The sequence below is a fragment of the Tersicoccus phoenicis genome (assembly GCF_001968835.1).
Lineage (GTDB): Bacteria > Actinomycetota > Actinomycetes > Actinomycetales > Micrococcaceae > Tersicoccus > Tersicoccus phoenicis.
The window spans coordinates 18567-40462 of the sequence record NZ_MRDE01000021.1 but is presented as its reverse complement, the minus strand read 5'-3'; the positions used below and the strand labels follow the sequence as shown (position 1 = coordinate 40462).

Annotated in this window: 22 protein-coding genes and 1 pseudogene; 8 read left to right on the top strand and 15 right to left on the bottom strand. The window is 70.9% G+C overall.

The features are described 5' to 3' along the window. Positions 1-43 precede the first annotated feature (43 nt). On the bottom strand, positions 44-724 hold the full coding sequence (locus BKD30_RS04750) for a TetR/AcrR family transcriptional regulator (RefSeq protein WP_076702734.1): 681 nt from the start codon (positions 722-724) through the stop codon (positions 44-46). A gap of 77 nt (positions 725-801) precedes the next feature. On the opposite strand from BKD30_RS04750, the gene BKD30_RS04745 reads away from it, so the two are divergent. Together BKD30_RS04745 and BKD30_RS04740 are read left to right on the top strand one after the other, a co-directional pair. After that, positions 802-1257, top strand: coding sequence for a nuclear transport factor 2 family protein (locus BKD30_RS04745; protein ID WP_076702732.1), 456 nt, complete (start codon positions 802-804; stop codon positions 1255-1257). Then, positions 1254-2144, top strand: a complete 891-nt coding sequence (locus tag BKD30_RS04740) for an SDR family oxidoreductase (RefSeq protein WP_076702724.1) — start codon at positions 1254-1256, stop codon at positions 2142-2144. The genes BKD30_RS04745 and BKD30_RS04740 overlap by 4 nt, the downstream gene beginning before the upstream one ends. Before the next feature lie 77 nt (positions 2145-2221). Here BKD30_RS04740 and BKD30_RS04735 read toward each other — a convergent pair whose 3' ends face one another. The 6 genes and pseudogenes from BKD30_RS04735 to BKD30_RS04710 all read right to left on the bottom strand — a co-directional run bounded on the left by BKD30_RS04735 (position 2222) and on the right by BKD30_RS04710 (position 7737). Then, positions 2222-3190, bottom strand: a complete 969-nt coding sequence (locus BKD30_RS04735; protein ID WP_076702723.1) for an ATP-grasp domain-containing protein — start codon at positions 3188-3190, stop codon at positions 2222-2224. Between the two features lie 115 nt (positions 3191-3305). After that, entirely contained in the window at positions 3306-4538 is a 1233-nt protein-coding gene (locus tag BKD30_RS04730; protein WP_076702721.1) for a glycine C-acetyltransferase, read from the bottom strand. Positions 4539-4576: 38 nt separating this feature from the next. Then, complete coding sequence (tdh, locus tag BKD30_RS04725) at positions 4577-5623, bottom strand: L-threonine 3-dehydrogenase (RefSeq protein WP_076702719.1); 1047 nt, start codon at positions 5621-5623, stop codon at positions 4577-4579. A 133-nt stretch (positions 5624-5756) separates the two neighbouring features. Beyond that, entirely contained in the window at positions 5757-6188 is a 432-nt protein-coding gene (locus BKD30_RS04720; protein ID WP_076702717.1) for a VOC family protein, read from the bottom strand. 91 nt (positions 6189-6279) lie between these two features. Next, positions 6280-6468 (bottom strand): annotated as a pseudogene (locus tag BKD30_RS04715) (cupin domain-containing protein); the annotation flags it as partial. A gap of 42 nt (positions 6469-6510) precedes the next feature. Beyond that, positions 6511-7737 carry a multidrug effflux MFS transporter gene (locus tag BKD30_RS04710; protein WP_076702715.1) on the bottom strand — a complete coding sequence of 409 codons (1227 nt, stop codon included), beginning with the start codon at positions 7735-7737 and terminating at the stop codon, positions 6511-6513. A gap of 111 nt (positions 7738-7848) precedes the next feature. Here BKD30_RS04710 and BKD30_RS15790 point away from each other — a divergent pair, with 111 nt between their 5' ends. After that, on the top strand, positions 7849-8022 hold the full coding sequence (locus tag BKD30_RS15790; RefSeq protein ID WP_143588066.1) for an SDR family NAD(P)-dependent oxidoreductase: 174 nt from the start codon (positions 7849-7851) through the stop codon (positions 8020-8022). Positions 8023-8210: 188 nt separating this feature from the next. Then, positions 8211-9677, top strand: a complete 1467-nt coding sequence (locus tag BKD30_RS04700) for an amino acid permease (RefSeq protein WP_076702713.1) — start codon at positions 8211-8213, stop codon at positions 9675-9677. 174 nt (positions 9678-9851) lie between these two features. Here BKD30_RS04700 and BKD30_RS04695 read toward each other — a convergent pair whose 3' ends face one another. Further along, positions 9852-10349: a hypothetical protein gene (locus BKD30_RS04695; RefSeq protein ID WP_076702711.1), complete on the bottom strand. Its 498-nt coding sequence runs from the start codon at positions 10347-10349 to the stop codon at positions 9852-9854. A gap of 174 nt (positions 10350-10523) precedes the next feature. Between BKD30_RS04695 and BKD30_RS04685 the strand changes: the two genes are divergently transcribed. Next, positions 10524-12464, top strand: a complete 1941-nt coding sequence (locus tag BKD30_RS04685; protein ID WP_076702708.1) for a sugar-binding domain-containing protein — start codon at positions 10524-10526, stop codon at positions 12462-12464. 24 nt (positions 12465-12488) lie between these two features. On the opposite strand, the gene BKD30_RS04680 is transcribed toward BKD30_RS04685, so the two are convergent. Together BKD30_RS04680 and BKD30_RS04675 are read right to left on the bottom strand one after the other, a co-directional pair. After that, positions 12489-12881, bottom strand: a complete 393-nt coding sequence (locus BKD30_RS04680; RefSeq protein WP_076702706.1) for a type II toxin-antitoxin system VapC family toxin — start codon at positions 12879-12881, stop codon at positions 12489-12491. A 1-nt stretch (position 12882) separates the two neighbouring features. Beyond that, positions 12883-13146 carry a type II toxin-antitoxin system Phd/YefM family antitoxin gene (locus BKD30_RS04675; protein WP_076702704.1) on the bottom strand — a complete coding sequence of 88 codons (264 nt, stop codon included), beginning with the start codon at positions 13144-13146 and terminating at the stop codon, positions 12883-12885. 292 nt (positions 13147-13438) lie between these two features. Here BKD30_RS04675 and BKD30_RS04670 point away from each other — a divergent pair, with 292 nt between their 5' ends. Next, a complete protein-coding gene (locus BKD30_RS04670) occupies positions 13439-13651 on the top strand; it encodes a hypothetical protein (RefSeq protein ID WP_076702702.1) in 213 nt (70 codons plus the stop codon). A gap of 50 nt (positions 13652-13701) precedes the next feature. On the opposite strand, the gene BKD30_RS04665 is transcribed toward BKD30_RS04670, so the two are convergent. Further along, positions 13702-14415: an ANTAR domain-containing protein gene (locus tag BKD30_RS04665; RefSeq protein WP_076702700.1), complete on the bottom strand. Its 714-nt coding sequence runs from the start codon at positions 14413-14415 to the stop codon at positions 13702-13704. A gap of 69 nt (positions 14416-14484) precedes the next feature. Next, on the bottom strand, positions 14485-16623 hold the full coding sequence (locus BKD30_RS04660; RefSeq protein ID WP_218189252.1) for a beta-glucosidase family protein: 2139 nt from the start codon (positions 16621-16623) through the stop codon (positions 14485-14487). Positions 16624-16760: 137 nt separating this feature from the next. On the opposite strand from BKD30_RS04660, the gene BKD30_RS04655 reads away from it, so the two are divergent. Beyond that, positions 16761-17213, top strand: a complete 453-nt coding sequence (locus BKD30_RS04655; protein WP_076702697.1) for a nucleoside deaminase — start codon at positions 16761-16763, stop codon at positions 17211-17213. A 16-nt stretch (positions 17214-17229) separates the two neighbouring features. On the opposite strand, the gene rox is transcribed toward BKD30_RS04655, so the two are convergent. The 3 genes from rox to cycA form a co-directional block, all read right to left on the bottom strand. Continuing rightward, entirely contained in the window at positions 17230-18672 is a 1443-nt protein-coding gene (gene rox, locus BKD30_RS04650; RefSeq protein ID WP_076702695.1) for a rifampin monooxygenase, read from the bottom strand. Positions 18673-18918: 246 nt separating this feature from the next. Then, entirely contained in the window at positions 18919-20178 is a 1260-nt protein-coding gene (locus tag BKD30_RS04645) for an FAD-dependent oxidoreductase (protein WP_076702757.1), read from the bottom strand. A gap of 61 nt (positions 20179-20239) precedes the next feature. Continuing rightward, a complete protein-coding gene (gene cycA / locus BKD30_RS04640) occupies positions 20240-21724 on the bottom strand; it encodes a D-serine/D-alanine/glycine transporter (protein ID WP_076702693.1) in 1485 nt (494 codons plus the stop codon). Between cycA and BKD30_RS16070 the strand changes: the two genes are divergently transcribed. Beyond that, positions 21723-21881, top strand: a complete 159-nt coding sequence (locus BKD30_RS16070; RefSeq protein WP_159440543.1) for a hypothetical protein — start codon at positions 21723-21725, stop codon at positions 21879-21881. The two genes, cycA and BKD30_RS16070, sit on opposite strands and share 2 nt — an antisense overlap. Positions 21882-21896: the final 15 nt, after the last annotated feature.

The window sequence follows — 21896 nt, the reverse complement described above, 5'->3', positions numbered from 1 at the left end:
GTCGTGGCGCATCGACGCACTCAGCCGCTGCCGCACCCCGCGGTCAGTCGACCGTCGACCCATCCGGCGCCACCAGGTTCGCGCTGAGCGTTCTGGCGACGAAGCGGCCATAGCGTTCCGCAGTCCAGCCGCGCTCGAGGACGAGGTTCTCGTACAGGGCAGCAGCGGTGCAGGCGAACATCACGTCGGCGGCCTCTGCCACGGACAGGCCCGGCGGCAGCAGCCCGCGGTCTCGCGTCTGCTGCGCGTTGTGCAGCATCCGGCCGTGCCGCGCGTCGTCGATGTCGCGCAGGAGTGCGGCCATGTCCGCGTCCCCGGTCGCGGCGGCGTCCCGGACGAGCAGGACGATCGGGGCCGCGAGCGGACTGACCTCGGCCGCGAACCGGCCGAACTGCTCCACCAACTCGTGGAGGTTCGTGGCGTCCAGCTGTGCGCGGTCGGACCGGTCCTCGGCGGGGGACCCGCCAGCCCCGAGCAGGCTCTGCTCCTGGATCGCCCGGACGAGTCCCGGCTTGCCCCCGAAGCCCTTGTACACCGACTCGGGCGACACGCCCGCTGACCGGGCGATCGCGGCGACGGTGGTGTGTCCGTAGCCGCCGGTGAGGAACAGGTCCCGGGCCCGGGCGAGCACCCGCTGCCTCGATTCCTCGGCAGCCTTCCGACGGAGCGGGGAGTCATAGGCGCGCGGTGACGGCGGTCCGGCGGCGGGTGGTCTTTTGCTCATGACCTCAATCCACTACACTTGGCTGTACCGAATGAGCGTAGCAGCCGCTCACGACGGCGTGGTCAAGGGAGCAGATCATGGACGCATCGTCAGGGGTCGATCGCCTTCCCGACGGCCCGGTGCGACGGATGGTGGCCGCGGCCAATCGGCACGACCTGGAAGGGATGGTCGCGGAGTTCGCCGACGACTACGAGAACGTCACGCCGATCCACCCGGCCCGCGGTTTCCGGGGCGCCGACCAGGTGCGGAGGAACTGGGCCACCCTGTTCGCTGGCCTTCCCGACCTGGCGCTGACCGTGCACGACGCGACCACGGCGCCCGACGGCACGGTGTGGATGGAGTGGAGCAACCGGGGCACGCGGTCCGACGGTTCGGTGATCTCCTCGGCCGGTGTCGCCATCCTGGCCATCCGAGACGATCGCATCGCTGCGGCGCGCTTCTACCTCGAGCCCGTCGAGCGGGAATCCGGCGATGTGAACGCCGCCGTGCGCACGACGGTCACCGGGACCGCTGACGCACGGGTCGGGCCATGATTCTCGTGGTCGGCGGCACGGGCCGGTTGGGCCGGGTGCTGGTGCCGATGCTGGTCCGGGGCGGTCACCGAGTCCGGGTCATGGCGCGCGGGTCGTCGCAACCGTTCCCGGAGCCGGCCGGCGACGGCGTCGAGATCGTTGTTGGGGACGTGGCCTCGGCCGGCGACTGTGCACGAGCGGCGGCGGGCTGCACGGCGGTGGTGTTCGCCGCATCGGGCTTCGGCATCAAGGACGAGAACCCCCGCGACGTCGACCGCGACGGCGCCCTCCGGGTCGTCCGGGCGGCGGCCGAGGCGGGCGTCGAGCACGTCATCATGATGTCCATGCACGGCGCCGCACCGGACGCACCCCTCGAGTACCTGAGATGCAAGGCCGCGGCCGAGGAGTCCGCCCGGGGATCCGGGATGAGCTGGTCGATCATCAGGATCGGATCGCTGCTGGAGCAGCGGCTCGCGACCATCACCGCACCCCTCGAGTCCCGGAACACGGTGCTCGTGTTCGGTTCCGGGACCGTCCCGGTCACCTACACGTCGGTCAAGGACGCTGGTGGCGTCGTCGTCCGAGCACTCGCGGACCCCGCGCTGCGGAACCGGGTGACCATCTGGGGTTCGGAGACGCACACGGGCGGTGAACTCGCCGAAGCAGTGCTGACCCGCGTCGGCCACGGCTCGATCCGCCGCATTCCCGTCGGCGCTCTGCGGACTCTGTCGGTGGTCGCCAGGCCCTTTTCGCCCTTCCTGGCGCGGATTACCGGGGCGGCCCGGTGGGAGGAATCCGGGCGGGCGGCCTTCGACGTCGCTGCCGGCCGCGCCCAGTTCCCCGACATCCCGATCACCGGGCTGCCCGCGGCACTGGACGCGATGGCGGTCCCTGGCGGGCCGCGCTGACGGAAGCGCTGGAGCGTGGCTGAAGTTCCCCGCTGACGCTCCCGAGACGCCGGCCGGGACGCGCACGACCAAAGGTGTCAGGCGCGCTGCGTTTCGGTCACGCGTTCGACGGCCAGCAGGCCGCCGAGGAAACGCGCGATGCTGCGCGGACCGGAAACCGGCGATGCGGCCTCGACGTCGGGGTTGTAGTTCGTGTTGGTGTTGACGTCGTAGGTGACGGTCCGGCCGTCGACGGTCTCGATGAACTCGATGCCGGCGATCTCGATCCCGGCCTCGGCCAGCAGGGCCTCGTACCGGCGGACCAGCGGGTGAGCGGCGTCGATGTCGGCCCGGAGGGCGAACGGCGCGACGGCGGCGTCATCAGCAGAATCGGGGACCACGCAGGCGTCGGCCGGGCACAGCTCGAAGCTGCCGGCCGACGTGTCGACGCGGACGGCGTACACGAACCGACCACCCACGAACTCGGCGCGCGTGATGAACGGTTCCCGGGCGGCCAGATACTCCTGGACCAGGGTGATGCCGTCGACCGGCTGCTCGAACTCGTCGCTCGCCACGTAGGCGTCGAGATCGGCGTGGCTGTCGAACCGCCGCACACCCAGCCCCTTGCCGCCCTGGTTGTGCTTGGCGATGAACGGCGGCTCGAACGCGCGGGCCGCCTCGACCAGCCCCTCCCGGCCGAAGGCCGCCGTCGTACGCGGGACGTCGAACCCGTGCGAGCGCAGCAAGCCGTGCTGAGCCACCTTGCTGACCTCGAGCTCGAGCACGCCGCTGCCGTTGACGACGCGCCGGCCCCAGGACTCCAGCCACCGCAGCACCGCCCGCGTGTACTCCTTCGCGTGCGTGTTCCCGCGGGTGTGCGCCGACGCGCTCATCCGCGACCAGTAGATGCCCGGCGCGGGTTCCGCACCGAGATCGATGGCGCCGCCGTCGGCAGCGCTGCTGAGGTCGATCTCCGTCAGCGGTACACCCTCGGCCTCGAACGCGGCGCGGAACGGCGGCATCCACGCACCGTTCTCGTGGATCACGTGCACGGTCGGTGTCGTCATGGTCCGAGCCTAAGCGGCGCAGGCTGAGCGAGACACCGGCGACGACGCCGGACGTCACCTCGGTGCGGTTACCCGCCCGTCCACTCCCGGAGGGTTCCGGTGACGGTGCGCCGGGTCACGACGACGGCGCCGTCTGGTCCGCCACGGCCGCCCGCGCCGCGATGAACGCCTGCACGGCGGTCTCGACGTCCTCGGGCGTGTGGGCCGCGGAGAGCTGGACGCGGATGCGGGCCTTGCCCTTCGGCACCACCGGGTACGAGAACGCGGTGACGTAGACGCCGTGGGCGAGCATCTCGGCGGCGATCCTGCCCGCGAGCGCCGCGTCGCCGAACATGACCGGCACGATGGCGTGCTCGCCGGGCAGCAGGTCGAAGCCCTCCTCCGTCATGCGCCGACGGAAGAGCTCGGCGTTCTCGAAGAGCGCCGCGCGCAGCTCGGTCGAGTCGGCGACCAGGTGCAGGGCGCGCGACGTCGCGGCGACGATCATGGGCGCGAGCGAGTTGGAGAACAGGTAGGGCCGGGCCTTCTGGCGCAGGGTCGCGACGATCTCGGCGCGGCCGGACACGTAGCCCCCGGAGGCGCCGCCGAGGGCCTTGCCGAACGTTCCGGTGTAGATGTCGACGCGGTCCGCGACGCCCGCGTGTTCCGGGGTCCCGGCCCCCGTGGCACCCATGAAGCCGACCGCGTGGGAGTCGTCCACCATCACCATCGCGCCGTAGCGGTCCGCGAGATCGCAGATCTCGCGCAGGGGCGCGAGGTAGCCGTCCATGGAGAAGACACCGTCGGTGACGACGAGCGTGCGCCGGGCACCGGCGCCGTCGTTCAGGGCAGCCGCCTCCCGCAGGCGTGCCTCCAGCTCCCCCATGTCCTGGTTCGCGTAACGGAACCGGGTCGCCTTGCACAGCCGGATGCCGTCGATGATCGAGGCGTGGTTCAGGGCGTCGGAGATCACCGCGTCCTCGGCCCCCAGGAGGGACTCGAACACCCCGCCGTTGGCGTCGAAACAGCTGGAGAACAGGATCGTGTCCTCGGTGCCGAGGAACTCCGAGACCTGGCGCTCGAGCGCGAGGTGGGCGTCCTGGGTGCCGCAGATGAACCGGACCGAGGCCATGCCGAAGCCGCGCTCGTCGAGGGCCTGCTTGGCGGCCGCGACGAGGTCGGGGTGGTCGGCGAGCCCCAGATAGTTGTTCGCGCAGAAGTTCAGGACGTCACTGCCGGGAGCCCCGAGCGGTCCCGCCTCGATATGGGCGGACTGCGGCGAGTCGATGTGCCGCTCCTCCTTGAAAGTACCGGCCGAGCGGATCTCGGCCAGCTCCGTGGCCAGTTGCTCCTTGATGCCTGCGAACATGGTTCCCTTCTCTCCTTCGGGCCGGGATTCCGGACGATCTAGACGCCGGACCAGTCCAGCACGACTTTGCCGCCGCTGCCGGAGCGGGCGAGTTCGAAACCGTCCTCCCAGCGGGAGGCGGGCAGGACGTCGGTGACCACGGCGGCGACGTTCGCCCGCAGCACCGGGTTGGAGGCGAGCATGGCGCTCATGGCGTACCAGGTCTCGAACATCTCCCGGCCGTAGATGCCCTTGAGGGTGAGCATGTGCGTCACGACGCGGCCCCAGTCGAGGTCGGCCGGCGCGGACGGCAAGCCGAGCAGGGCGATCCGGCCACCGTGGTTCATGTTCTCGATCATCGCCTGCAGGGCCGTGGGACGCCCGGACATCTCGAATCCGACGTCGAATCCCTCCAGCAGACCCAGCTCCCGCTGCGCCGCCTCGAGCGTCATCGCCGAGACGTCGACGGCGAGGTCCACCCCCATCTGCCGGGCCAGGGCGAGGCGGCGGGGGGAGACGTCCGTGATGGCGATCTTCCGCGCCCCGGCGTGCCGGGCGACCGCGATCGCCATCAGGCCGATCGGCCCGGCACCGGTGATCAGGACGTCCTCGCCGACGAGCGGGAAGCTCAGCGCGGTGTGAGTGGCGTTGCCGAACGGGTCGAAGATCGCGCCGAGTTCGGGGGTGATCGACGGATCGTGGTGCACCCAGACGTTGGTCTCGGGGATGACGACGAATTCTGCGAACGCGCCGTCGCGCTGCACTCCGACGCTCTGGACGTGAATGCACATCTGCCGCCGGCCCGCGCGGCAGTTGCGGCAGACCCCGCACACGATGTGCCCCTCGCCCGAGACGCGGTTCCCGGGCCGCACGTCGCGCACGTCCTCGCCGACCTGCACCACCTCGCCGTAGAACTCGTGCCCCGGCACCAGCGGGGTGGTGATCATCGTCTGCGCGGTGGCGTCCCAGGACTGGATGTGCAGGTCCGTACCGCAGATGCCCGTCGCGAGCACCCGGATCTTCACCTCGTCCGCACCCGGCTCCGGTTCCGGGCGCTCCACCAGCTCGAACCCGGGCCGGGGGCTGGACTTGTACAGGGCCTTCATGGGCGCGCTCCGATGACGACAGGACGGGTGGAACACAAGGCTAGAGGCCGTGCGTCCTCAAACCCGGGATTTGCGCCGGCGAGCGCTCCTGATACAGGTGAAGCGGCCCGTCGATGACGGGCCGGGCCGCTTCTCAGCCCAGCGGTGCGGTCAGCTCGACGTTGACGTCGTCGGGGTCCTGGAACGAGAGGATCGCGATCCCGGCGTCGGCCAGGTCGGTCACCTCGCCGTGCTCGATGCCGGCCCCGTCCAGCGCCTGGACGGCGGCGTCGAGGTCGGCGCGGGACTTCACGGCGAAGCTCACGTGGTCCAGGCCCGTGCGGTCCGGGTCGAAGTCGTCCCGTCCGACGGGGCGCAGACCGAAGAGGGTGCCGTCCGGCGTCTGGTAGACGGTGCCGCCGTAGTACTCGGCCGCGGACTCCGTGACGCCGGGCTTGTTGACGTCGTCGGACTTGTCGATGGCCGTCGGCCAGCCGAACACCAGGTCGTAGAACGCCTTGGATCGGGCGATGTCCGTGACGGTCAGGCGGACGTGGGCGAAACCGCTGCTGTCGATGAGAGCCATGACTCACCCTAACGCGACCGGGTCACGCCGGGCTGGTCACGGAAGGCTGGGCCCTCAGCGCAGCTCGTCCCTCCGGTGGGCGGGGAATTCGTCAGATCCCGAGCTCTTCGTCGGTGACATGTTCCTTCCAGTCCGTGGTGCCGGCGGGGTCGTCGCCGTTCTCCAGCATCGCGAGGTGCTCCATGAAGCCGTCACCGCCGGCCGCGTGCCAGTGGTCCTGCCCGGGCGGGGTGTAAAGGGTCTGCCCGGCGTGCACCTCCACGACGTTGCCGTCCCGGTTCGAGGTTCATCGGCTTCTCCTTCTGCGGTTGGGTTTGACGGATCAGGGAACGGGGCTGGGCACGGCGGTCGGCACCGGACGGCGGCGGGCGAGCAGCACGCAGACGCCCGCCCCGAGCAGTACCGCCACAACGGTGACGACGCCGAGGGGCAGGATGGTGGCGGCGCCGGCGACGCCGACCAGGGGAGCGGCGATCCCGCCGAAGCCGAACCGCACCATGCCCAGCAGCGACGACGCGGTCCCGGCCATGCCCGGGTACTCGGCCAGCGCGAGGGTCGTGGCCGGCGGGGCGGAGATCGCGACGCCGCTGGCGAGGGCGAACAGGGACACGATGACCACGATCAACGGCATCGGCGTCAGCCCCGCGGCCAGCAGTCCACCGGCGCCGAGGCCGGTGACGAGGACGCCGACGGCGAGGGTCCCGGGGATGCTCCACCGCTCGGAGGCGCGGCCGGCGAGATAGCCGAACACCATGAAACCGGCCGAGTTGAGCCCGAACGCGGCGGCGTACGCCTGCGGGGAGAGCCCGTAGATGCCCTGCAGCACGAAGGTCGCGCCGGCCAGGTAGGCGAACAGCGCCGCGTTCAGGAACCCCTGGTTGAGGACCGCCCCGACGAAGACCCGGTCGGCGAGCAGGGTGCGGTACGCCGCGAGCGTGTGCCCGAAGCCGCCGTCGAGCCGGTGCTCGACCGGCAGGGTCTCCCCGAACACCACCAGCGAGAGGACGAGGATCCCCGCCCCGATCACGGCGAGCACGACGAAGAGGCCGCGCCAGTCGGTGACCGTGTTGAGCAGCCCACCGAGCAGCGGCCCGACGATCGCGGCGAAGCCGCCGGTGACGGTCAACCGCCCGTAGAACCGGATCAACGCGGTACCGGAATAGACGTCGCGGCCGGCGGCCTGGGCGATGACGATCCCGACCCCACCGGCCAGCCCCTGCACCAGGCGGGCGACGATCAGGAGCTCGATCGTGGGACTGGCCGCGCACAGCGCCGACGTGGCGATGTAGGCGGTGACCCCGATCAGCAGGATCCCGCGCCGACCGAACCGGTCCGACGCCGGCCCGGCGATCAGTTGCCCGGCGGCCAGGCCGAGCAGGCACGCCGTCACGGTCAACTGGGCGACCGACGTCGCGGCGCCCAGTTCGGTGGTCAACGCGGGCAGCGCCGGCAGATACAGGTCCATCGAGATCGGACCGAACACCGTCAGCAGCAGCAACAGGGCCGGCAGCGTCCGGTGGGCGACGGCGTGGTTCGTGGTCTCGGGCATGATTCCAGTCTTCGCCCCGTCGCACACGCATGGGAGTCCCTGATCAGGGGCGTACTGACAGGGCACCGCTCACCGGGTCCCGCACTGGTCCTTTTGCGTCAGAGTGGTGCCATGGTTCGCATTCTCGTCACCGGAGCGGCCTCCGGTCTCGGCCTGGACACCGCCACTGATCTTGCCGAGCAGGGGCACGACGTCGTCGTGCACGCCCGCAACGTCGACCGCCTCCACCACCGGCGGGTACTGGCACCACCACCGCACCGAACGGCCTCACCCGGCCGTCGATGACGACCGGTTCCGGGCACGGCTGCCCGCCACCCTCCGACGGCTCACCGGCGTCGCCCTCCCCGGGTGACCCCCCCCACCGGCAACGGAAGGGAGAACCCCCCATGACCGAGACCAGGCAACCCGGTGACGCCGGGGCGCGCCGCTCCTAGACTGGGTCCGGCCTGTTCGCCCCACGAAAGAAGCCCGGCATGAGTGCTGATCGCTCCGCGCACTACGACGACCCGATCTCGCCCGCCACGGCGGCCGGCGTGCCCGTCGGGAAGGTGCCGAAGAAGCTGCGCACGCGGCACGTCATGATGATCACCCTCGGCGGCATCATTGGGTCCAGCCTGTTCGTCGGGTCTGGCAACGTCATCCGGTCCGTCGGCCCCGCCGCGGTGCTGTCCTACCTGATCGGCGGACTGCTGGTCTTCCTGGCGATGCGGATGCTCGGCGAGATGGCGGCGTCCCGGCCATCGGTCGGCTCGTTCATGGAGTACGCGCGCGTGGGCCTGGGGGACTGGGCCGGGTACTTCGTCGGCTGGCTCTACTGGTACTTCTGGGTCGGTGTGATCGCCTTCGAGGCCGTGGTCGGCGGTTCCATCCTCACCGGCTGGTTCCCGTCGGTGCCCGACTGGGTGTTCTCGGTGATCCTGTTGCTCGTGTTCACCGGCACGAACCTGATCTCGGTCCGCTCCTTCGGGGAGGTCGAGTTCTGGCTCGCCAGCATCAAGGTCGCCGCCATCCTCGTCTTCCTCGCGGTCGGCGCCCTGTTCGCCTTCGGGCTCTGGCCGAACGCCTCCTTCTCGGTGCCGAACCTGTGGAACGCCGGCGGGTTCGCCCCGAACGGGTGGTGGGCCGTCATCGACGGCGTCGCGATCGTGATCTTCTCCTACTTCGGCACCGAGATCGCCGTCATGGCCGCCGCGGAGTCCGAGGACCCGGCGCGCGGCATCCACCAGGCCACGGTCACCGTCATCTGGCGCATCCTCTTCTTCTTCGTCGGTGCGGTGCTGGTCATCGTCACCGTGGTTCCGTGGAACCAGCTGCCCGACCCGCAGCAGAAGGCACCGTTCGCCTACATCTTCGGCGTGTTCGGTCTGCCCGGCGCCGACCTGGTGATGAGCGCCGTCATCCTCACCGCGGTGTGTTCGGTGCTCAACTCCGGGCTCTACTCCGCGGCCCGGATGTTCTCCTCGCTGGCCGGCAAGGGCCTCGCGCCGGCGATCGTGGCGAAGAAGTCGCGGGCCGGGGTGCCGACCGTCGCCGTCATCGCCTCCACGCTGGGCGGGTACGCGGCCGTCCTGGTCAACTTCCTGGCCCCCGAATCCGGCATCTTCGCCTTCATCATGAACTCCGCCGGTCTGGTGGCCCTGTTCGTCTACGTCTTCATCGCGGCCACCCAGATGCGGCTCCGCTCGCGCATGACGGTCCAGGAGCGGAAGGACCTCGCGCTGAAGATGTGGCTGCACCCGTGGCTCGGTGTCCTGGTGATCGTCGCCGTCGCCGGCATCGTCGTTGTGATGCTCGTGTCCGGGGACTCCGGCCGCACACAGGTGTGGACGAGCCTGGTCGCGGTTGCCGCCCTGGCGGTCTTCTGGCCGCTCGTGGCGCGCAAGCTCAAGCGCGGCGTCGGGTCCGAGGCGCACTCGGTTCAGCGGGCCGCGCGGCCCTGAGCCCGGAAGACGTTGGCCCACTGGCTCTCTCACACCCGATACGGCGGCGACAACGCGCCATGAGCGTACGCCGACGACCGCGACCGACATGGCCTCGGTCGGCCACCGTGTCGTGGTGAGACCGATGACCTTTCGACCGCGACGAACTGACCGGTGCGAACCGACCGGCGCCGGTCAGCGCCCCGATCGCCGTCGCATCACGGCCAGCCCGATGATGAGGACGAAGACGGCGACCACGGCGGGCTGGCGGACGATCGTGCTGGCGAAACCCACGATCGTCAGCGGGTCCTCGAACACCCGCGTCAGGCCGACCCCGAACCAGGGTCCGATGAGCCAGCCGACGACCAGGAACACCGCCAGACCGAGGGCGACGCCGCCGAGGACGGCGGGCCGGAACCGGACGATCACCGCGATCGCGAGCGCCAGTGCGGCAGCCGCGGCGAACACCGCGGTGGCCGTGCCGTTCGGGACCAGCCCGAGGCCGGAGAGCCCGACGTCGGGCACCACCACGACGGGACCGGCGCCGTACGGTGAGGCGCCCCAGGGCGGGAGTGTCACCACCGCCCCGAACAGGTAGGCCCACAGCACGCCGATCGCAACGCCGGCGATGCGTGGTGCGACACGGCCGCTCGTGCGCGGGCGGGTGCCGGTGGTGCTGGGTCTGGTGGTCATCGCATCCCCCTCGGCCGGCCGGTGCCCTCGACGTCGAGGTTGCCGGTCAGCGGATCATAGCGGCCGACGGCCGTGGTGACGAGGGGGGCTCGAACGGGCCGTCGGGAGAGGGCGCGGCCGTGATGCCGGGGCGCCGCCCGGTGCACCCGTCCTGCGACCTGCGAGGATCGGGCCATGACTACCGACGCGTCCACCACCGGTCAGCCGGAGCCCGCACGGCTGCACCCACGACCGCAGCTGACCCGGAAGCAGTGGCTCGACCTCGACGGCGACTGGGAGTTCCGGTTCGACGACGAGGACCGCGGCCTCGATGCCGGCTGGTGGCGCCGGGACGTGCCCTTCGACCGCATCATCCGAGTGCCGTACCCGCCGGAGTCGGCGCTCTCCGGCGTGGGGGAGGACGGGCACGCGATCGTCTGGTATCGTCGGACCGCCACGCTGGTCGCACCGCCGGGCCACCGGATGCTGCTGCACTTTGCCGCCGTCGATCACCGGGCGGACGTGTGGGTGAACGGCGTCCACGTCGGCGCTCACGAGGGCGGCCACGTCGGCTTCTGCCTGGACGTGACGCACGCGCTCGGCGGCCACGGCGACACCGCCGACGCCGGAGGCGCCGACGCCGCCGGGGGCGCCGGGGGCGCCGGACAGACCATCGTCGTGCGGGTGTTCGACGACCCCCGCAGCCTAGAACAGCCGCGCGGGAAGCAGGACTGGGAGCCCGAGCCGCACGTCATCTGGTACCGACGGACCACCGGCATCTGGCGGCAGGTGTGGGCGGAGGCGGTTCCGTCGACCCACCTGGCGAGCGTCCGCTGGACGCCCGGTGCACGCCCCGGGGAGATCGCACTCGACGCCCGGGTGGCGGGTCAGCACGGCCGGGTCGCGCAGCACGAGCGGGACGCCCGCGTCGCCGTCGAGCACGGCCTGAACCCCCGGGCTGCCGTTCCGGAAGGGCAGGCCGACGATCCGGCGCTGACCCTCGAGGCCGTCTTCAGGCACGACGGCCAGGTCCTGGGAAGCGTCGCCGTCGGGGTCGTCGACGGCCGGGCCCGCGCGAGCCTGGACCTGGTGGACCCGCGCTTCACCGCCGAGCCGCACCGGCTGCTGTGGAGCCCCGAGCACCCCACCCTGATCGACGTCGAACTGACGTTGCGGCACGGCGACGCCACGCTTGACCGCGCCGGCTCCTACGTCGGGCTGCGCACGGTGGCGACCGAGGACGGCCGGTTCCTGCTCAACGGCCGTCCGACACGATTGCGGCTGGTGCTCGAGCAGGCGTACTGGCCGCAGTCGCACCTGGCCGCCCCGGACGACGACGCGCTGCGGCGGGAGGTGGAGCTGACCAAGTCGTTCGGCTTCACGGGCATCCGGATGCACCAGACGGTGGCCGACCCGCGGTTCCTGTACTGGTGCGACCGGCTCGGCCTGCTCGTTTGGGCCGATGCGCCCGCCGCCTACCGGTTCTCCTCGTTGACGCTGGAACGGACCACGGGGGAGTGGATGGAGATCGTCGCCCGCGACGCTTCCCACCCGTGCGTGGTCGCCTGGGTCGCGTTCAACGAGAGCTGGGGGGTGCCCGACGTCGCCACGGATGAGTCCCAGCGAAACGCCGTTCGCGGCTTGACCGGGCTGATCAAGGCCCTCGACCCGTCCCGGCCGGTGATCGGCAACGACGGCTGGGAGTGGGTGGCCGGTGACCTGATCGGCGTCCACGACTACACGCACGACGGCGCGGTGCTGCGGTCCCGGTACGAGGACCGTACGGCCGTCGAGGCGACCCTGCGGCACGGGCGGCCCGGCGGACGCCGCCTGCTGCTGTCCGACGCGGACGATGTGCGGGACCTGCCCGTCGTGCTCTCCGAGTTCGGCGGCGTCGGCTTCCACACCTCCACCGCCGACTGGGAGGGCTACGGGGCGGTGACCGACGAGGACGCGTTCGTCGCCCGGTTGCGCGACCTCGTCGGCGCCGTCCACGACTCCACGGGTCTCGCCGGCTTCTGCTGGACCCAGTTGACGGACACGCTGCAGGAGAAGAACGGGCTGCTCGACGAGCACCGCCGGCCCAAGGCCGCCCTCGCCCTGCTCCGGGCGATCATCACGGGAGAGGACCGCTAGCCGGTGCGCGTCACCCGGTCGCGGTCAGCCAGGAGTCGACACGCCGACTCCGTACTGAGCGGCGGCGCGAGCCAGTCGTTCGTCGTAGGTGACCAACGACTCCAGGTCGTCGCCCAGCCGCATCGCCATCGTGAGGTGGAGGGCATCCAGTGACCGGAGGTCGACGGGGTCCAGGCGCCCGGCCGCATCGAAGTCCGCGGTCGAGACCCGGATGAGGTCGATCGAGTCGAGCACCAGCCGCGCCTGCTGCGCCAGCTCGGGAGCCGCCCGACGCACGGCCCGCATCAGCTCCGTGCGCGTGAGGTCGCTCGAGATCAACTCCCTCGTCGCCTCGGAGAGCCAGGTGCGCAGCGCGACCGTCTCGGCCTCGGCGGTCACCAGTTTGACGAGAGCCGACGTGTCACAGTAATGCACCACGTCAGTACCGCTCGTCCTCTCGCATCCGCAGCAACACGGCCGTCAGGTCGGGGCCCGGTGGTGGCGCCGGAACGGCGGACAGGGCTTGCCGCGCGCGTCGCACCTGCCCTGACGTCCGCAGCGCGTCGAGAGGCGACGTCGGGAGGGCGGTCAGCTGGGCCACCGGACGGCCCCGGTCTGTGATCGTGATGGTCTCGCCGTCGGCGGCGGCGCCGACGACGCTGGACGCGTTCTGCTTGAGTGCTCGAATGCCCACTTCACTCATGTGCTACATCGTAGTACTTGAGGTGTGGTCCGCAATCAGTCGTTCCGCGCCATGTGCTCCGCCTGCTCATCGGCGTGGAACGTCCACGGCTCCTGGGGCAGCACGACGCCGGTCTCGAGCGGATCGACCTCGACCACGGTGCCCGCGCGTCGGCGATGCCGGAGCGGTGTCGCTCATGGGGTGCTCCTCAGTGGTGTCGGCGACGTCGTCGGCGTCCACGACTACACGCACGACGACGCCGTGCTGCAGTTCCGGTACGGCAACCGCGGCCGACTGGGAGGGCTACGGGGCGGTGAGCGACGAGGAGGCGTTCCTCGCCCGGTTGCGCGACCTCGTCGGCGCCGTCCACGACTCGGCCGGTCTCGCCGGCTTCTGCTGGACCCAGCTGACGGACACGCTGCAGGAGAAGAACGGGCTGCTCGACGAGCACCGCCGAACCAACGCCGACGTCGACGTCGTCCGCCGCATCATCGTCGGGGCGGAACCGGACCAGCCGAACGATTAGCCGGAGCGTCCTCGGCGGACGGGAAGCTCGGTGACGCCGAGACGGGTCGACTACTGGCGGGGCTGGAGACCGGCCCGCCCGGCACGGTATTCCTGGGCGATGATCCGCAGCTTGATGTTGCGGTGCTGCGACTCCCGCACCAGCAGCGCGAACGCGTGCTCGGAGTCCAGGTCGAATTTCGCCATCTGCATGCCGACCGCCTGACCGATCTCCCGCTGAGACTGCATCGCGTCGCGGAAGTTCTCCACGTCGGACGTCGCCTGCATCCAGGCGGCGTGCAACTCCTGCGCCCGCGTGTACAGATCGCTGTCGGCCTCGTCGAGGGTGACGTCGACCGTCTGCTGGCGTCTCGTCCGGGCCTGCATCCACTCGGTCACCTCGGTGACCCGGTGGATCAGGAGGCCGACCTCACCGTCGTCGTCGAAGACAGGAACGTTGATCGGGCTCCACCACCGGACGACGAACTCACCCGTGGTGGGATCGACGACGTCGTACTTCTGCATCGGCATGGTGTCGGACCGTTTGGTGGCCAGCACCCGCTCCAGCGACGCCCGCAGATTCTGCACGCCGGTCGCCGTCGGATCCCGCGGGTTGTCGGGAAACACCTCGAAGATGTCCCGGCCGATGATCTCCTCGCGCCGGATCCCGGTGGCACGCTCCCGGGCCGCGTTCATGCCGACGATCACGAAGTCCGGTGTCAGGACGAGGTACGGGGTGGGGGTGGCATCGAACAACGCCTCGTAGTTCAGTGCTGCAGCGGTCATGATTTCCTCCGCACGGAACGATACCCGCTCGGCAACCGTCGCCGTCCCCATCATGGGTGTCGGGGCTGCTCACGCCCCCCGGATCGCGGTCGTGTGCGGGGTGTCCGCCGCCGAGGTGCCCACGTACACCGTGTGGTCCCCGGTCACAGGTGCGAAGGTCCGGGCTGCGTAGTCCCACACCGCGAACGGGTGGTTGGACGCTGCCGGGTCGATCATGACGGTGACCTGCTCGGTGGCACCCGGCTCGACGAGCACCTTGGCGAACCCGACCAGCCGCTTCGGGGGCTGACCGGCCGCGGGCACCCCGAGGTAGACCTGCACCACCTCGGCCCCGGCGACGGACCCCGTGTTGGTCACCGATGCGCTCACCGTGACCGGGGCCGCCACGCCGTCGGGTGCGTCGACGGACACGTCGGCGACGTCGAACGTCGTGTACGAGAGGCCGTGACCGAAGCCGAACAGCGGATCGATGCCCTGCCCCTGGAACCACCGGTAACCCATCTGCAGGCCCTCGGAGTAGCGGATCACGGGGTAGCCGTCGCCCTCGTCCGTGCCCGGGTACCGCTCCGGGTTGCGCGCGTAGAGGGTGTCGTCCGCGGTTCGCGGCGCCGTCGTCGGCATCTTCCCGGACGGGTTGACGACGCCGAACAGCAGGTCCGCGACCACATGCCCGTCCTCGGCGCCCTGGTTCCACGCCTCCAGCACGGCCGGGGCGGCGTCGATCCATGGCATCAGCACCGGGTTGCTGTCCTTGAGCACGACGACGGTGCGCTGGTTGACGCCCAGCAGCTCGGTCAGCATCCGGTTCTGGTCGTTGAGCATGTTCGCGTCGGCCTGGTCGGCGCCCTCGGTGGCGATCAGCCCGGCCATCAGCACGACGACGTCGGCGTCGGCGGCGGCCCGCTTCGCCTCGGCCAGGTTGGCCAGGTCGTCGGCCACCGTGACCGAGGTGACCGTCGCGGACCCGCCCAGGTCGGCGAGCACGTCCCGGAGACCCTGCAGCGGCGGCACGGTGTACAGGGGATCGACCTTGGAGGAGCCGCCGCCGCCCAGGCAGGCCTGCTCGACGTACGCCGCCTGCCCGATGACGGCGATCGAGCCGGCGTTCGGGTCCAGCGGCAGTAGCTCGCCGTCGTTCTTCAGCAGCACGGCGATCTGGCCGCCGATGCGCCGGGCGATCGCCCCGTGCGCGGCGGCGTCGATCTCCCCCGGGGCGTAGGGCCGCTCGAACTGACCGAACCGGAACATCTGGGTGTAGCGGCGGATCAGGGCCCGGTCCACGGTGGCCAGCTCGAGGCTGGTGTCATTCAGCGCGTTCTTGACGTTGGTCTCGTTCAGCCACTTGGCGTCCGGCATCTCGTGGTCCATGCCCGCGTTCAGGGACGGGGCGGCGGACCGGCAGGACCAGAAGTCGGACTGCACGTAGCCTTCGAAACCCCACTCGGTGCGCAGGATGTCGGTGAGGGTGGGCCGGTTCTCCGTCGCGTAGACGCCGCGGATCCGGTTGTAGGAGCTCATGATCGCGGCCAGCTGCGCGTCCTTGACCACCATCTCGAACGGCAGCAGGTAGAGCTCCCGCATGACGTGCTCGTCGACCTCGACGCTGGCGCGGAACCGCTCGTACTCCTGGTCGTTGAGCACGAAGTGCTTGGCCATGGCGATGACGTCGTGCGCCTGGATCGCCCTGGTGACCTCCACGCCCATCACGCCGGACAGGTAGGGGTCCTCGGAGAAGTACTCGAAGTTCCGGCCGGAGATGGTGGTCCGGTGCAGGCACACGCCGGGGCCCTCCAGCACGTGCTGACCGAGGGTGGCCGTCTCGGATCCGATGACGTCGCCGTACTCGCGGGCCAGGGCGGGGTCGAAGCCGGCGGCCAGGCCGATGGACATCGGCAGGGAGGTGGCCTTCGGGCTCGGCGTGCCGTCGCCCATCCCGACGCCGACCGGGCCGTTGGTGATCCGGAACCGGGGGATGCCGAGCTCCTCGATCCCGGCCACGTGCCGTTCGATGCGGATCTGCGCGGCGAGCTGCTCGAGATCCTCACCGTTGGCGGCCGCCGCGTTGGACAGGGCGTAGATGTCGATGGTCTCCATCGCGCCGTGCAGCTGGGCGATCTTCTGCTCCAGCGTCATCGCGGCGACCAGCTTCTCGGCACGCTCCCGCGGGGGCAGGGACGTATCCATCCAGGCGGCTGCGGTCTCGGGCACGTCATTCTCCTTCGAATGGGATCCGTGGGTCACCGCCAGCCTGACACGCGCGCCGCGTGAAGCGGAGCAGTTGCCAGCCGTTGCCACGGCCCCCGGAGCGGTCTGTCCGGGCCGACTCGTCGGGATACGGTACGGGCATGGCCTTCACCTTCTCCCCGGACCACGTCGACCGCGCCCGCGAGGCGGCGGCCGCCTCGCTCGCCGAGGGCGGTGTCCCCATCGGCGCCGCGCTCGTCGTCGACGGCGAGCTCGTCGCCGTCGGCCACAACCAGCGGGTCCAGCACGGCGATCCCACCGCGCACGGAGAGATCGACTGCCTGCGCAACGCCGGGCGGATGCGCTCCTACGCCGACGCGGTCATGATCACCACGCTCGCCCCGTGCGCCATGTGCACCGGTGCCATCATCCAGTTCGGGATCCGCCGCGTCGTCGTCGGGGAGGCGCAGACCTTTTCTGGCGAGCTGGGGCTGCTGCGGTCCCGGGGCGTCGACGTCGTCGTGCTCGACGACCCGGCGTGCCGGGATTTGATGGAGCAGTTCCAGCAGCGTTACCCGGAGGTGTGGGCCGAGGACATCGGCGAGGTGCTCTGACGTCGGGGCTCGCCGCTCACGCCCCTGCGTCGGACCCGAACCAGGTCGGTAGCGCCCGGAGGAGGTCGGTCTGGTCCTCCCCTACCCACGCCACGTGCTCGTCGGGCCGCAGCAGTACCGCCGGCAGGTCCCGCGAGTCGAGCTCGTCGCTGGTGTCCACGACGTGGTCGACCCGGTCCTCCCACCAGCCGACCGCCAGGTCGCCCGTCTGATCCAGCAGCAGGCCCCGACCGGCGTGCATCAGGCCGTACAGCCGCCCGTGCCGGTGCAGCGGAACGTCGCGCAGGCGCCGACCGAGCAGCGGGTGCCCGTCACCGAGGTCGTACCGGACGCTGATCGCGGTGATCTTCTCCGTCAGGTAGCGGCTCACCCCGTCGATCTCCATCAGCTCCCCGATCAGCCCGCGCACCGCCTCCGGACCCGGGCCGGAGGAGATCAGGACCATCTGGGCGCGCGTGTTCTCCAGCACGTCCGCGGCGACCGGGCGGCGCTCGGCCGCGTAGCTGTCCACCAGGCCGTCCGGCGCCCAGCCGGCGACGTCGGCGGCCAGTTTCCACCCCAGGTTGACGGCGTCCTGCAGGCCGAGGTTGAGTCCCTGCCCGCCGACGGGCGGATGGATGTGGGCGGCGTCCCCGGCGAGGAGGACACGGCCGACGCGGTAGGGGTCGGCGAGCCGGGTGGCGTCCCCGAACCGGGACAGCCACCGGGGCGAGTGCACGCCGAAGTCGGTGCCCGCGAAAACCCGCAGCTGGTCCTTGACCTCGTCCAGGGTCGGCGGCGTGCCCCGGTCGTCGGCCACGTCGTCGGCGGGGACGAGGACCCGGTACAGGCCGTCGCCCACGGGCATCAACCCGAACCGGAACTCGGTGCGGCGGACCTCGGCCGTCACGGCGGCCACCTCCTCCGCGGGGGCGTCGACCTTCATCTCGCCGAGGAGCGTGTCGATCCGGGAGGGCTCGCCGGGGAAGTCGATGCCGCTGAGCCGGCGTACCGTGCTGCGACCGCCGTCGCAGCCGACGAGCCAGCGGGCGGCCACCCGGATGCCGTCCGTCAGCTCCGCCTGCACGCCGTCGTCGTCCTGCCGCAGCCCGACCAGCCCGCAGCCGCGCCGGATCTGCGCACCGAGCTCGGCCGCGTGCTCGGCCAGCAGCCGGTCGGTGACGGTCTGCGGGATGCCCAGCACGTAACCGTGCGCGGTGTCCAGGTCGCGCGGCGCCGGACCGCTGATGCCGGCGAAGAACCCGCCGAGCGGGTGCCGCGTGCCCTGCGCGAGGAATCGCTCCAGCAGACCGCGCGCCTCCAGCAGTTCGATACTGCGCACGTGCAGGCCGAGGGCACGCACGTACGGCGTCGGCTCGGGTTCCCGGTCCAGCACCAGCGTCGAGACGCCGTGCAGGCGCAGCTCGGACGCCAGCATCAGGCCGGTCGGACCCGCGCCGACCACGATGACGTCGATCATGGAAACTCCCTCCGTCGGCCCCGTCCGGGGCTCCGGCTGGAGATTCTCGCGCTCACCGGGGGCCTTGCCGCAAGCCCCGGGGTGGGAGATATCCTGACAGTGGCAGGGCGGAAGCCCTGCCTTTTGTGTGTCCGGCGCCGGAGAACGCCCCGGTCGCCTCCGGTGGTCCTCGACTATTGCCGATCTGGGAATTCGGGGCCGCCGAAACCCCAGATCGGCGATAGTCGACGACGACGAGGCGACGCGTCAGGCGCTGACGTCCTCCTTCGCGTCACCGGCGTCCTCCGCCGCCGGCCGGGACACGAACCGCACCGCGGCGCGGGCGGCTCTCCGGCCGGCGCGGGTGGCCCCGAGCGTGGACGCCGAAGCGCCGTAGCCGACGAGGAACAGGCCGGGTCGCTTCGGGACGGTCACGCCGTCGGTCTCCATCACGATGCCCCCGCCGGGTTCGCGCAGGTGAAGGGGAGACAGGTGGCCGAGCGACGCGCGGAAGCCGGTGGCCCACAGCACGACGTCGATCGGCACCTCCCACCCGTCCTCGCCGTCGGGCACGGGGTGTCCCGGCAGGGCGGGCACGCGCGCGCGGACGTCGTCGTCGATCAGCCGGTCGGCCGCCCCCTGGGAGGGGACACCGTGTCCGTCCGGTCCCGGGCCGGTCAGCACCGCGCCGGTGGGCGTGAGCCGCCGCAGCGGGCCTCGGCTGATAAGCCGGCCGGACTCGATGGCGGCCACGTACGGGCGGGACAGCGGCAGCCCGGTGGCGGCGACGACGGACAGCGGCGCCAGGCCGCGCACCGTACGGCCGGTGACGGCGGACTCGACGTCCCGGCCCCAGTCCTGGTCGAACGCCCGGTCGGTCCAGTGAGGTGCCTTGCGGGTGCTCCAGACCGTGTCGACGCCGGCGCGGTGCAGCTCGAGCACGAACTGGGCAGCGGAGGTGCCTCCGCCGACGACGAGGACGCGCCGGCCGGTGAAGTCGGTCGCGGCCGTGTAGTCGCGGGTGTGCAGCTGGCGGCCGATGAAGGACGCGATGCCGGGATAGCGCGGGACATACGGGCTGTCCCAGGTGCCGGTGGCGTTGACGACGGCACGGGTCCGCCAGCGGCGGCCGTCCCGAGCGGTCACGGTGAACACGCCGTCCGGTTCCTGGTCCACCGAGGCGACGGCGACCGGGCGCATCACCGGAAGCTCGAATGCGCCCTCGTAGGCCCCGTAGTACCGGGCGACGACCCGGCTGGCCGGCTCGGTGGGGTCCGGCGTGCCCAGCGGCAGGCCGGGCAGATCGTGGATGCCGTGCGCCGCTCCGAGGGTCAGGGAGTCCCAGCGGTGCCGCCAGGCACCACCGGGCCCGTCGTTCGCGTCCAGGACGACGACGTCGTCCCACGAGCGCAGGCCGCTGCGCAGCAGATGGTGAGCCGCGCTCAGCCCCGCTTGACCGGCGCCGATGACGACGACGTCGAGAAGCCGGTCGTCGGGGGAGTGCGCGAGAGGATCGAAGCGGGTCACGCCCGTGCAGCGGTGGCTGGCCACCGGATATTCCGGTGGCCAGCCCCACGAGACGGCCGCTCTACCGGGCGACCTCCTCCTGTTCCGCCTCCCGGTCCTCGGCCAGCTCCGCCTTGAACTGCTCGAAGCGCGCCTGGTGCGTGGGGCGGCGGCGCAGCACGAGCCACGCCGCGCCCAGGACCACGAACCAGATCGGCGTCACCGCCAGCGCCGCCAACGTGTCCGGCTGGGTCGTCAGCGCCCAGAGCACGAAGGCGAAGAAGGCGAACACGACCCAGACCATCACCCGGCCGCCCGGCATCTGGAACGCGGAAACCTCGTGCAGCCGCGCCCGGCGCCGGCGGAAGACCAGGTAGCTGACCAGGATCATCGACCAGACGAACATGAAGCAGACCGCGGACACCGTGGTGACCATGTCGAACGCTGCGCCGACGTCCTTGCCGGCATAGAGCAGGACCACGCCCGCGAGCAGCAGCACGCAGGTCAGGAACAGGGCGTTCTGGGGCACCTTGCGGCCGGACAGCCGGCCGAACATCGCCGGCGCGTCACCCTCCTGGGCGAGCCCGAAGACCATCCGGGAGGTCGAGTAGATGCCGGAGTTCGCCGAGGACATGGCCGAGGTGAGCACCACCAGGTTCACCACGGTGGCGGCGATGCCGAGGCCCGCCAGCGCGAACGTGGCAATGAACGGGCTGTGACCTGCGCGGAACTCGGTCCACGGGGTGACGGACATGAGGATGATCAGCGCGCCGACGTAGAACAGGAGCACACGGATCGGGATCGCGTTGATGGCGCGCGGCAGTGTCTTCTCCGGATCCTTCGCCTCGGCCGCCGTCGTGCCCACCAGCTCGATGCCGACGAACGCGAACACGGCGATCTGGAAGCCGGCCACGAAGCCCATGAACTCGTTCGGGAAGAAGCCGCCTTGGCTCCACAGGTTGGCGAAGGTGGCGGGACCGGCATCGGACTGGAAACCGGTGAAGATCATCACCAGGCCCGTGATGATCAACGCGACGATGGCGACGATCTTGATCAGTGCGAACCAGAACTCGGTCTCACCGAACGCCTTGACGGTGGGCAGGTTCAGGGCCAGCAGGATGACGATGGCCGCGACCGCCGGCACCCACAACGGGATCCCGGGGACGAGTTCCCTGGCGTATCCGGCGATGGCGATCACGTCGGCGATGCCGGTGACCACCCAGCAGAACCAGTAGGTCCACCCGGTGAAGAAGCCCGCCCACGGGCCCAGCAGGTCCCCGGCGAAGTCACTGAAGGACTTGTAGTTGGTGTTGGAGAGCAGCAGTTCGCCCATCGCCCGCATCACGAAGAAGAGCATGAAGCCGATGATCATGTACACGAAGATCACGCTGGGCCCGGCGACGGAGATGGTCTTGCCGGACCCCATGAACAGGCCGGTGCCGATCGCCCCGCCGATGGCGATGAGCTGGATGTGACGGTTGGACAACTGGCGGGCCAGGTGCGGTGAGTGGCCCGTGTCGGTGGGGGCGCCGGTTGCGTTCCGGCGCGAGGTCGATGTACCTGCCATGGCAGTGTTCTCCTTCGAGGACGTGCGGGCGGCGTCGCAACGGCGCGACGCAGGCGCACGACCGCAGGTGAGTCTGGGGATCGATCCGGTCGTGGCCCGGTCAGCGCACGAGCAGGTACCGGTGGCGCTGAATCATCACGAGGAACTCCAGGAGTGAAGGCGCCGGAGCGCT